13 protein-coding genes and 1 pseudogene are annotated in these 11450 nt (G+C 36.0%); 8 read left to right on the top strand and 6 right to left on the bottom strand.

What is annotated here, in order from left to right; all coding sequences use genetic code 11:
• Window positions 1-232: 232 nt before the first annotated feature.
• Window positions 233-652 carry a nucleoside-diphosphate kinase gene (gene ndk / locus OZD61_RS01275; RefSeq protein WP_274979558.1) on the bottom strand — a complete coding sequence of 140 codons (420 nt, stop codon included), beginning with the start codon at window positions 650-652 and terminating at the stop codon, window positions 233-235.
• A gap of 113 nt (window positions 653-765) precedes the next feature.
• On the opposite strand from ndk, the gene OZD61_RS01270 reads away from it, so the two are divergent.
• The 3 genes from OZD61_RS01270 (at window position 766) to OZD61_RS01260 (ending at window position 3388) form a co-directional block, all read left to right on the top strand.
• A complete protein-coding gene (locus OZD61_RS01270) occupies window positions 766-1563 on the top strand; it encodes a hypothetical protein (protein ID WP_274979557.1) in 798 nt (265 codons plus the stop codon).
• A complete protein-coding gene (gene hemH / locus OZD61_RS01265) occupies window positions 1564-2511 on the top strand; it encodes a ferrochelatase (protein ID WP_274979556.1) in 948 nt (315 codons plus the stop codon). It begins immediately after the preceding gene.
• A 70-nt stretch (window positions 2512-2581) separates the two neighbouring features.
• On the top strand, window positions 2582-3388 hold the full coding sequence (locus OZD61_RS01260; RefSeq protein WP_274979555.1) for a hypothetical protein: 807 nt from the start codon (window positions 2582-2584) through the stop codon (window positions 3386-3388).
• 3 nt (window positions 3389-3391) lie between these two features.
• On the opposite strand, the gene gshA is transcribed toward OZD61_RS01260, so the two are convergent.
• Entirely contained in the window at window positions 3392-4552 is a 1161-nt protein-coding gene (gshA, locus tag OZD61_RS01255; RefSeq protein ID WP_274979554.1) for a glutamate--cysteine ligase, read from the bottom strand.
• A 115-nt stretch (window positions 4553-4667) separates the two neighbouring features.
• On the opposite strand from gshA, the gene hslV reads away from it, so the two are divergent.
• On the top strand, window positions 4668-5222 hold the full coding sequence (gene hslV / locus OZD61_RS01250; protein WP_182321246.1) for an ATP-dependent protease subunit HslV: 555 nt from the start codon (window positions 4668-4670) through the stop codon (window positions 5220-5222).
• A gap of 1 nt (window position 5223) precedes the next feature.
• Entirely contained in the window at window positions 5224-6714 is a 1491-nt protein-coding gene (gene hslU, locus OZD61_RS01245; protein WP_264705442.1) for an ATP-dependent protease ATPase subunit HslU, read from the top strand.
• A 68-nt stretch (window positions 6715-6782) separates the two neighbouring features.
• Here the strand turns inward: hslU and OZD61_RS01240 are convergent, their stop codons facing one another.
• Both OZD61_RS01240 and OZD61_RS01235 read right to left on the bottom strand, forming a co-directional pair.
• Window positions 6783-7724 carry an FKBP-type peptidyl-prolyl cis-trans isomerase gene (locus OZD61_RS01240; RefSeq protein WP_274979553.1) on the bottom strand — a complete coding sequence of 314 codons (942 nt, stop codon included), beginning with the start codon at window positions 7722-7724 and terminating at the stop codon, window positions 6783-6785.
• On the bottom strand, window positions 7717-8724 hold the full coding sequence (locus OZD61_RS01235) for a polyprenyl synthetase family protein (protein WP_274979552.1): 1008 nt from the start codon (window positions 8722-8724) through the stop codon (window positions 7717-7719). Before OZD61_RS01235 ends, OZD61_RS01240 begins: the two co-directional genes overlap by 8 nt.
• A gap of 145 nt (window positions 8725-8869) precedes the next feature.
• Between OZD61_RS01235 and acpP the strand changes: the two genes are divergently transcribed.
• A complete protein-coding gene (gene acpP / locus OZD61_RS01230) occupies window positions 8870-9130 on the top strand; it encodes an acyl carrier protein (protein WP_038248799.1) in 261 nt (86 codons plus the stop codon).
• Between the two features lie 13 nt (window positions 9131-9143).
• Entirely contained in the window at window positions 9144-10415 is a 1272-nt protein-coding gene (gene fabF / locus OZD61_RS01225) for a beta-ketoacyl-ACP synthase II (protein WP_274979551.1), read from the top strand.
• Here the strand turns inward: fabF and OZD61_RS01220 are convergent.
• Window positions 10396-10518, bottom strand: coding sequence for a hypothetical protein (locus tag OZD61_RS01220; protein ID WP_274979550.1), 123 nt, complete (start codon window positions 10516-10518; stop codon window positions 10396-10398). The genes fabF and OZD61_RS01220 overlap by 20 nt on opposite strands.
• Window positions 10519-10562: 44 nt before the next feature.
• On the bottom strand, window positions 10563-10787 hold the full coding sequence (locus OZD61_RS01215) for a hypothetical protein (RefSeq protein ID WP_274979549.1): 225 nt from the start codon (window positions 10785-10787) through the stop codon (window positions 10563-10565).
• Here OZD61_RS01215 and OZD61_RS01210 point away from each other — a divergent pair.
• Window positions 10696-11382 (top strand): annotated as a pseudogene (locus tag OZD61_RS01210) (CPBP family intramembrane glutamic endopeptidase); the annotation flags it as partial. The gene OZD61_RS01215 and the pseudogene OZD61_RS01210 sit on opposite strands and share 92 nt — an antisense overlap.
• Window positions 11383-11450 lie beyond the last annotated feature (68 nt).

Below are 11450 nucleotides of genomic sequence, written 5' to 3'. Positions count from 1 at the left end.
GATAAAAATCTAGATGTAGATGAAGTTTTGTAAAGACATACAGTATCTATATACTGCAAAAAATTGAACACAAGACGCCGATACATTAAGTAACCCCTACCTTTTAATCTGCAGATTGGCGAAAGCAAATACAATAGCCTCAGTTTCATGATAAGGGGGCTGGCGAGGTTTGTCAAGGAAGTTTTTTCGTTTCTATGTTGTCAGCTACTTGGATGACGCCAATCTGAGTTGACTACACCAACTCACATTCAGCAAAAAAGAAAGCTATCTCCTTACGAGCATTTTCTAGACTATCTGAGCCGTGAACTCTATTTTCACTAATATTATCAGCAAAATCACCCCTGATTGTGCCTTTATCTGCCTGCTTTGGATCGGTAGCTCCCATGATTTTTCTGTATTTACTTACTGCATTTTCACCAACTAAAACTTGAACTACCACAGAACCAGAGGTCATAAACTCTACTAATTCCCCAAAAAAAGGCCTATCTTTATGAATTTCATAAAACAGCTCTGCTTGTTTTTTTGTTAGTAACATCATTTTTTGTGCTGTGATTTTCAGCCCAGATTGTTCGATGTAGGAATTTATATTGCCTGTAATATTATTTTTTACTGCATCAGGTTTTAAGATTGAAAGTGTCTTCTCAATTGCCATATTATTTCCTTATATAGAATAGTACATTTATAGATTTATTTTATTACAAATTTTAATTTCATAGAAGTGATTTTTTATCTATAATTAAGGACAAATCATCAAGGAGGTATTGTATGGGTAAATGTTGTAAAAATAACACTACTAAACAAGCTGAATCTACTACTAAAAAATTAGTAAGTAACTTTAAGTCATCGCTTTTGTGTGGAACAAAAGGGTTCTTGACTTTTAGTCTGGCATTTTTAAGTTATTTGGAATATAGTTCACATCATAATACAAAATTAAAAGAAGGTGCTGCCTTTGCAATGAAAAGAAACACTATTCCATTTCTTGAAATGACAATCATAGCACCGCTTGTTTGTTTTGCACTGCCAGCTATGCTAGGCAGTATGAGCCTCATGCAATGCGCACTTTTATGTGCTGCCTTAATGATTGCCACATGTTTTATTGTCAGAACTTTTCATCTGCGTGAGAAGTTAATGGAAAAAATCACTAACCACAGTAGAAAAGAAATAGACGCGGAATTTAAGAAAGATACTATAAAATTTCCTATTTTTGATCAAAATAGAAAACACATCGAGTATAATTCGCCCAATTCAGTGCAACCACTGAATGAAACGAGTAGCACCTCTCTTTTCGTTAAAGTTTTACTTTTCCCTCTAAAGGTTCTTTTGAAGGTCCTGCAAAGTTGTATAATGCTATCTTTAGCTGCTGTTGAACTTCTTGAAACCGTGCCAAGTTTTTGTGTTGATCTGTTTTTTGATAGAAGTTTTGAATCCACACAGAGTAACATGCAGAGATTTGGCCACTTATTGTATGCAAATGTGAGAAATTTAGTGCCTATAACTAAATTTGATGAGTGTGTAGCTAATTTTATAGGTACCCCGAAAGTAACTTGTTGTAGTAGTGCGTAGGTGAAAAAGGCAGTTATCTTATTTAATCTTGGCGGGCCTGATTCACTAAATGCGGTCCGTCCTTTTTTATTCAACCTTTTTTATGACAGGAGAATAATCAATCTACCGAATCCCTTTCGGTTTCTTTTAGCAAAGTTTATATCTGCGAAACGAGAAAATACTGCACGAAAAATATACGAGGAAATTGGAGGTAAATCGCCAATTCTAGAGAATACAAAAATGCAAGCTAATGCTTTAGAACTAAAATTAAACGAAGATAGAAACCATGTACACAAGGTATTCATCTGCATGCGCTATTGGCGTCCATTTGCTGACGAAGTTATTGAAAGTGTAAAACAGTTTGATCCTGATGAAGTGATTCTGCTGCCACTATACCCTCAATATTCAACTACCACAACTCTGTCATCCATCGAGAATTGGCAAAAAAATGCTAAACGATATGGCCTAAAATGCAATACAAAAATGATTCACCGTTATTATGATAACCAAGATTTTATTGAAGCTCACGCTAATCTGATAGCTAAGTACCATAAATTGGCTAGCAAAATCGGTAAACCAAGAGTCCTATTTTCAGCCCATAGCTTACCTCTTAGTATCATTAAAAAGGGCGACCCTTACGCTTCACAGGTAGAAAGAAGCGTAGAGTTAATAGTAGAAAAGTTAGCTATCAATAACTTAGATTGGTCAATATGCTATCAGAGTAAGATTGGTCCTGTAAAATGGCTAGAGCCAAGCACTGAAAGTGAGCTATTACGCGCAAAAGCTGATGGTGTACCTGTAGTTCTATCACCTATATCTTTTGTTTCTGAGCATTCAGAAACTCTAGTTGAACTTGATATAGAATATAAAGCAATTATCAAGGATGGATATTACTTTCGCGTGCCAACTCTCAGTACCGATTCTTTGTTTATAAAATGCTTAGCCGATTTGTGCATAAATCTCCCTTAAAGTCCTGATTTATAGAGCTTTTCTTTTAGGATTTGATGTGATAGAATAATAGGGAGTTATTAACTATTTTATGCCAAAAAAGGAATCCAACACGCCCGCACAAAAGGTGCATGATATTTATAATCATGATTTCAGGAAGGTAATCTGCATCACAACAGGTTTAACAGCCCTATTGTGTAAGATTTCACTGCAATTTTGCTGTGAGTTTATTGACAATAACAGATCCAATATCTCCTTTGTAAAGAATGTTGCCCGATGGGTGAAATTTCCGACATCTACCCTATACATTGTCCATTCTGCATTTATCTTACGGGATTTGGTAAAAGATTATAAAGATCCTAAAGGTAAAAAAGAATTAGCAAAAATTTTGGGTAAATCGGCTAGTCTTACAAATAGCACCATAGAAGCGTTGATGATGCTGGAAGTCATACATTTTTTGGCTAGAGGTAATGCAGATGTAATAAGTTATGTTAGCTTAACATCAACGATCCTATTTCTGTTTATTTCGGAACCTATAAGTTACTATTATTCATGGAGAAAATACCTAGATAATAAGGATCCTGAAAAGTCTGCTGAGTGTAAGAAGGACCTCATTATCAGCACATTAACTTTGTCGTTAGGTTTATTAAACTTCATATTAAGAAGGATAGAGACTCCAACTATACCAATAAACTTAGGTAATGGTATAATCTATAATTTCAACTTAAGCGTAACAGTCAGCATAATATATAGTGCAGTATTCTTGGTAGTTCAGTTTGATAAACTGTTTAATCAACCTATCAATGATGATCCTTCCACTGAACTTGATGGCGCTAATCATATTAGGCACGATTATGATGGTAATGGTCTCCCCAATGGCAACGTTGTGGGAATGTAAGGGTTAGAGGTGAAAAGACCTTATTTCTACCGCTAATGCTAACACTGCTAATTTACTAACTATATTCCAAAGTGCTAGAGGTTTCTCTTCCACTATTTTGCTAACGTCATAAAATTCGCAGTCAATGGAGTTTAAGCTGGAATATACATCTTTCCTGCTATTACATCGGTATAAGTAACATGTTGGAGTATCTCCTATATGGTATATTAGCGGTTCTGCAGAACTGCTTTTAAATACGTCAATGGTTGGTACACCTTCTTGTATAATAACACTATTGATTGCTATTCCTTCTTTTATCTTTTTCATTTTATGACGCTTTTTTTTGTTGAGGTTTAATATTTCCTCTCCACTTGTTGCTGTTATAATGCCCATCCCATATGTGCCATTGCTTGCTTTGATAAAAACGTAAGGTTGTGTTTTTATTTCATATTCCTCATATTTTTTTTGCACTAGAGATAATATTTGGTCAACTTTAGTTGCTACTGCTCCTAGTGATGAATCATCATCAAAATCAACTCCATCACAGCTCTCTGTAAGCACAGAAATTAGCCATGGGTCCATTTTAAATTCGCTACAAAACTCGGACGCTAATTCTTGATAGATTTCAAAATACTTAAATTTCTGCCTGCTATGCCAACCGTATAGTGGGCTTGGTACTATATCTTGCTTTACGTCTTTTAGCGTGTCTGGAATGTGGCTCGTCATATCACGGTTCAGTATAATAACATCAGGCACAAATCCTGAAGTTGTCTTTAATAGAGAGGTTTCCTTCACAATAGCTTCATACGGTTCTATTAAATTGTACGTTTCATTATGAAAGAGGCCAATCTTAGTTTCAAAACCAGCCAGTTGCAGTATTCTCTCTATAGCAAATACGTTTTCTATATACATTTTATTTCGTGTATAATTTTCCGGTATTATAAGAACCTTTTTGTATTGATGTCTTTTAAAGTAGCTTTCTATCAATCTTGCTGCCATCGTTCTTGATTCTTCACTTAAGTTATTGAACCCCGCAGGAAATAAATTAGCGTCCACTGGGGCAATTTTGTAGCTGGAGTTTCTAAGATCTATAGAGCTATAAAATGGCAATGTAAGGCCGTTAAATTTTGCCTCAAACCAATTATTTATACTTTTTTCCAAATCTGGGTGAATTATGTTTTGCATCTACACTTTAAATGTTATAAGGAAGGTATTATATTATAAGCTATAATTAAACATATTTAGCAAATTTGACTAAAGATTAAAGTATAATGGGATTCTTATTTAAAGTGATAGAAAAATGATTCAACACGACAACAGTAAAATGTATGGCACTACTATACTGTCAATTAGAAAAGATAAAAGTGTAGTAGTAATAGGTGACGGACAAGTTTCACTGGGCCACACTGTTATAAAATCCGGAGCAAAAAAAGTTAGGCGTCTTTCTGGTGATTCTGTAATTGCTGGGTTTGCTGGAGCAACAGCTGATGCATTTACTCTCTTTGAAAGACTAGAATCTAAACTTGATAAGCACCCAGGGCAATTAATGAGAGCATGTGTTGAACTTGCAAAAGACTGGAGAATGGATAAATATCTGAGGAAATTAGAGGCTATGATGATCGTTGCAGATAAATCTATTTCATTAGTAATTACGGGAACAGGTGATGTTCTTGAACCTGAAGATGGAATCGCCGCTATTGGCTCTGGGGGAAATTTTGCTCTATCTGCAGCAAGAGCTTTAATTGATATTAAAGGAATATCAATAGAGGAAATTGCGAAAAAGGCTATGAAGGTAGCTGCCGATATATGTGTTTATACAAATCATAATGTAGTTATTGAAAAGATAGAGGAGTGATATGTCTTCCAAGCAAAAAACTTTATGCACCAATTTTTCCAATCAGCCCATAACCCTTTCAGAAGGGCGGTCTTGTAGTAGTGACACCTACGATGAAAAAGATAACCTGTATAAAGATACTAAGAGTGGTTTTGATTCAAATGACAGCGATGTTCAAGTTAATGACAGCACTCAAGTTTTGTTAGATGACCTGCCACCACAGAAGATAGTTAAAGAATTGGACAGATTCATAATCGGACAGGATGATGCAAAGCGTGCTGTTGCTATTGCGCTCAGAAATCGTTGGCGTCGCAATCAGGTTCCATTTCCATTGCGTGATGAAATCATACCTAAGAATATATTGATGATCGGTCATACAGGGGTTGGTAAAACTGAAATAGCTCGTCGCTTAGCAAAACTTGCCGGTGCACCGTTCATAAAAATTGAGGCAACGAAGTTTACTGAAATAGGGTACGTTGGACGTGACGTTGATTCGATAATACGCGATTTAGTTGATGCAGCAATAGTTTTAGTTAAAGAGAAAGCCCGTAAAGCCTTAGCTAAAAAGGCTTTAATTTTAGCTGAGAAAACAATAGTAAACTCTATGGTAGGCGAAAATGCAACCGAAGAGAGTAAAAAAATTTTTAGAGAAAGGTTGAGGAATAAAGAGTTTGAGGACGGAGAAGTTTCTATTAACGTCAGAGAGAGCAAGAGTATGTTACCTACTTTCGATATACCAGGTATGCCAGGTGGGCAAGTTGGTGTGATGAATGTAACAGAAATAATGGGCAAGATGTTTAACGGGAGCAAAAAAACAAAAACTATTACGGTGAAGGTAAAAGAAGCGCGTGAAATATTAATTAATGAAGAAAGTGAAGGGCTAATGGATGAAGATAAGATAATCAAAGAAGCTATTGATCTTGTTAGTAATGACGGTATAGTGTTTTTGGATGAAATAGACAAAATTGCAGCGCGTACAGAAGTAAAAGGTGAAGTAAACAGAGAAGGAGTGCAACGCGATCTGTTACCATTACTTGAAGGAACAACTGTTACAACTAAGTATGGCCATGTAAAAACAGACTATATATTATTTATTGCATCTGGTGCTTTTCATCAGTCTAAACCATCTGACCTCTTACCGGAATTGCAGGGCAGATTACCGATCAGGGTAGAACTTAAGGCACTTACTCAAGAAGATTTAATAAGAATATTAAAGGAACCAGAATCTAGTTTGTTAAAGCAGTACATAGCTTTAATGAAAACAGAAAATGTGACACTTGAGTTCACTGATGATGGTATAAAAACCATAGCTGAAATAGCGTTTACAGTTAATAGGCAAGTGGAAAATATAGGCGCAAGAAGGCTTCACACTGTTATGGAGAAGCTTTTAGATGAGATAAGTTTCATTGCTTCTGAGAAAAATAGCGAAAAATTCATTATAGACAGCAAGTATGTAAAAGATAAACTTGAGTCAATTTCGAAGCAGCTTGATTTATCTAAGTTTATACTTTAGGAAAAACGAAAAGCCTACTTTAAGTAGTATAGAAAGTGTTCAGAAGGTCAGCCAGTAGACCTAAAATTTCAGCTATATTCTTTAGGCTGTTTTTCAACAGTAGAATGGTGTGCTGCGACCTCTTGCTTAACATCTAAGCTTAAGTCAATTATTGAGATATTTTCTTCATCATAATCTATGTCTTTTATTAACATATCGTCAGTAATAGTCAAAAGGTCAGGCGGAGAAAGAATAGTTCTTTTATTACCAGCTCTCATTCCCGCAACTCCAAGCTCTATAGCAAGTGGTATTTTTTTATCGCCAACCCTAAATTGCACTGTTTGATCTTTGGCTATATATTCTCCATTATGCTCCTTTACGCTATATTTAACCGATATCTCATCACCGCACCTTACTTGTTTTCCAGTCTTGTTAATTAAGTCATTAAAAACCATCAGATTATTTACTGAGTCGGGATATTTATCCTTTATTTCGATCAGTTTGACGTAATAAGAATTAAAATTCATTTTGTTATCATTGGCAATAGTAACTACACGCTCTCCGCCTTCTTTCATACCTATTACCCCTAAACTCACTTCTTTTAGGTTATCTTGACCTATTTTCAAAGTAACATCAGAAACTTTGCTAGGGAGTGTTGCTAAGTTATTATTAGAAATTTTATATATTTGCAATAGGACTTCCAGGCCACAAAAAGCTTTGCTGCCACTGCCTTCAGTAATTTCATAAAAATTTATTGAATCTTCTTCTTTTTGCTGCGTCATTTCTTCTAAATATTCTGTCAGCCCATGCTTTTCAATATAGCGGTCAAGCGCTGATTCAAGTATTGGCTTCACTAGGTAATATGCTATCGTCTGTATCAAACCACCATGCGTGGCATTTATCTCATAAAGCTTGTCCTTTTTTTCCGGTTTACCTTTGTTTATATAGACAATAGTACACACAAAAGTAGAAGTTAAAGTGAGAATCGTTACTACGGAAATAAGCATTTGTAATATAATTTTTCTAACCATCTTTCTTTACTTGGTTCAATAAATCATATAAATAATTAGTGTCCCCTGAAAGCGCACTCAAATTATCCAAGCCTTGTTTAAAGAGGCCGTCTATATAGTCCTCTACTTCACCTTTACCAAGCACAGACATTAGGTTATTTGTTTTATCTTGTTCGTAGTCTTCAATATCATCCTTAGCTTGAAAGATAAGCCCTAGATTTATTCCATAGTTATATAACGCTTTACGTTGCTTGTCTGTAGCATCCCCTATTATAGCACCTATTTCACATGAAGCTGCAAATAGTTTTGCGGTTTTCATCAAATGAATTTCTTTTATTTTATCAGCTTGGCCCGACGTCATTCCAGCGTCATACATACAGCCGTACGAATGTTGTAGTTTTAAGGTAGAAAGGGTGTCATGCAAGTAGCTGACACTGGAATCCATTTCATGTTCAGCTCCACTATCGCATGGCTTTTTGCACGAAATGCTTGTAGGCAAAGCCTTCTGGATCCCAGTGTCCGCTACTTGCATGACAGGGGGTTGGGGGCTAAAATCTATATGCTCACTGTTAATATCTAAAGCCTGTCCTCCCACCATTCCCCTAATTCCTATTGCCTGAGAAAGAACTTTTATGATCTCACAGCGTTTCTCATTTAACGAAGATAATACCTCAAAAGCCAGAGTAAGTAGTGCATCTCCGGCAAGCACTGCTGTTGCTTCATCAAATTTTTTATGGCAGCTTAGCTGGCTTCTGCGAGTATCACTGTTGTCCATGCACGGTAAATCATCGTGAATTAGAGAGTAAGCATGAACAAATTCAATTGCTGCAGCAACTGATATTACTTTTTTAGCTTCCGCGTTAAACACTCGCGATGAAGCTACGACTAAAAAGGAGCGTATATGTTTTGCAGGAGCAAGGAGTATATAACGCATAGCTAATATAAGCTTATTCTCGCTATTTTCGGGTAAGAGTTTATTTACTTCTACAATAAGCAAATTTTTTGTTGTTTCGTCTAGCATTTTTGAATTGTTAATTGTTTAGCACGTAACGCTAGCCAGCTAGGGCAGTAGAAAACTTTACTGTAGTTTACCAGTTATAAAAGATATTGCAAACATAAAAATTTTTTATAACATCAAAGAATAGGTTATTTTTTTGGTAAGAAATGTGAATAGCGAACTAGCAAAGAGCACTAGGGAAGACATAGAAGAAAAAGTGAAAAAGATTATACTAGAGCATATTAGTAAGGATGTAGAGAAATTCAACAGCTCTTCAAAGCTTTCGGAGCATGGTACAGACAGCTTGGATGCAGTTGAAATCATCATGGCAGCAGAAGAAGAGTTTGGAATAGAAATTCCAGATGAAGACGCACAAAAAATGGAAACTATGGAGCAAATAGTTGACTATATTAATAATAAAAAAGGCTAATAGTTAGTGTTAAATGAGCAGAAGAGTAGTAGTCACTGGTGTTGGTTTAATCACCCCACTAGCGGCAGATGTTGACAACACTTGGTCAAGGCTAATAAAAAGTGAGTCTGGCATAAAAGCAATCAGTACGGATAGATTTGACTCTTCTGATCTTGCTTGCAAAATTGCAGGGCAGGTGCTGTTGCAATCAGACAACATTGAGCACCATTTCAATCCACTAGATTATATTTCTGAGAAAGACTCAAAAAGGACAGATCGTTTTATCCATTACGGTATTGCAGCAGCTATTCAGGCAGTAGATGATTCATTAATTTTGGAAAGCCAAAATATCAATCGGGAACGTGTTGGTGTGACTATTGGCTCTGGTATAGGTGGTCTTCCGTCAATTCAAGAAAATGTTATTACCATGCAGGAAAAAGGGCCCAGACGTGTCAGTCCATTTTTTGTCCCTGCAAGTCTAATAAATTTGATATCTGGCCATATTTCTATTAAATACGAATTTACAGGTTCAAACGATTCAGCAGTAACCGCATGTGCAACAGGTGCGCATGCAATCATAAACTCAGCAAGAACTATAAAACTTGGTGAAGCAGATGTTATGATTGCAGGTGGAGCAGAAAGTGCACTGTGTAGAGTTGGAATTGCAGGTTTTGCATCTATGAAAGCGTTATCAACTAAATTCAATGATAAACCCAAAGAAGCTTCAAGACCATGGGATGCAGAACGCGATGGTTTTGTTATGGGTGAAGGAGCAGGTATATTGGTGTTGGAAGAATACGAACATGCAAAAAAAAGGGGGGCAAAAATACATGCTGAACTGGTTGGGTACGGACTCACAGGAGATGCGCACCACATTACAGCACCACATCCAGAAGGAAGAGGCGCGTTTAAGGCAATGCAGCTTGCTTTAAAGAGCGCGCAAATTAATCCCAATCAAGTAGGGTATATCAATGCACATGGAACTTCAACGCCACTTGGAGATAAAATTGAAGTAATAGCAATGAAACAGTTATTCGGTGACTACGTTTATAAAATACCTGTTTCTTCAACTAAATCTTCTATAGGACATTTACTTGGTGCTGCAGGGAGCGTTGAAGCAATATTCAGTATTCTTGCGTTAAATAATGGAATTATTCCGCCAACCTTAAATTTACACAAGCCTTCAGAAGGATGTGATTTAAATTTTGTACCGTTTAAAGCTCAGGAGCATAAAATTCAATATGCACTTTCTAATTCGTTTGGTTTTGGTGGCACTAATGCATCGCTCATATTTGGACAAGTTTAGTTGATGTCACCCCAGTGTCTTCCTCTTGCCATGCAAGCAGCTCTCCTACTGTCATCCCAGCACGTGACACTGGGATGACAAACGGTTGTGAAAGGGAATACATATAAAAATTAAACTATCAATAGCAATTCAAAAAGAAAAAATATTCTATTCATCCCTGAAGAAGTATTTTATTGACAATTTATGAATAAAGATCAATAATGGAGAAGAGGAATTGATAGGCGTGTGCATGAATTTAACCACTATTAATTGTACATTATTTGTTGTAATTACATATTTTTTGACGTGCATTATAGCTTGGTGCTTACCTTTCAAAGACATAACATTATTAACAACATTTGTTCCGGCTTCAGTTGCAATTTTGCTAACCATTTATAATAAACAGAAGGTAAGGGATCTTTTTAAACTTAGTTCGCCAAAAAATTGTCTATTAGGGTTTATACTTATTCTGGTAAGTATGCTAATTTCCAGTGGTCTTTTGTCAATTTACTGCGGTTTTTCATTTTTCCGAGAGTCTTTTACGTTAGACCGTGTAAAGGATTTGAGTGCAGTTTTGAGTCCATTAGTGATGTTATTTGTTTTATTATCAACCTTTGTGATGTGGATCATTATGTCTCTTGGTGAAGAGATCGGTTGGCGTGGCTATCTTTTGAAAAATCTTAAAAGCAAAATATCAAATTTTTATATCAGAGCAATTATTGTCGGTATTATTTGGTCAGTATGGCACATACCAACTTATGTGGTTGCTGGCTCAGCTTTGTGGAAGGATGGCTTTACATTCCCGACTATTTGTGCTTATACCCTTTATATTTGTGCAATGTCTATAATGTTTACCTGGTTGTTTGAAAAAGACAACTCGATTTGGCCAGTAACTATTGCTCATGCAACAAATAATCTTGTGTATAGTGTTTTGAGCATTCTAATGCCGTCTCCTCCTCTGTCAACTTTCGATGCAGTAATTCGCCTTAGAACCTGTTAAGGATCTCGAAAATATGAGGTAAGATAAGCATAGTTAAGAAAGAGGTATATCTATGC

Origin of the sequence: Wolbachia endosymbiont of Drosophila bocki (genome assembly GCF_028982005.1) — a bacterium.
Lineage (GTDB): Bacteria > Pseudomonadota > Alphaproteobacteria > Rickettsiales > Anaplasmataceae > Wolbachia > Wolbachia pipientis.
Note: the sequence above shows the minus strand (reverse complement) of the source record. Positions and strands in the feature narration are given on the sequence as shown.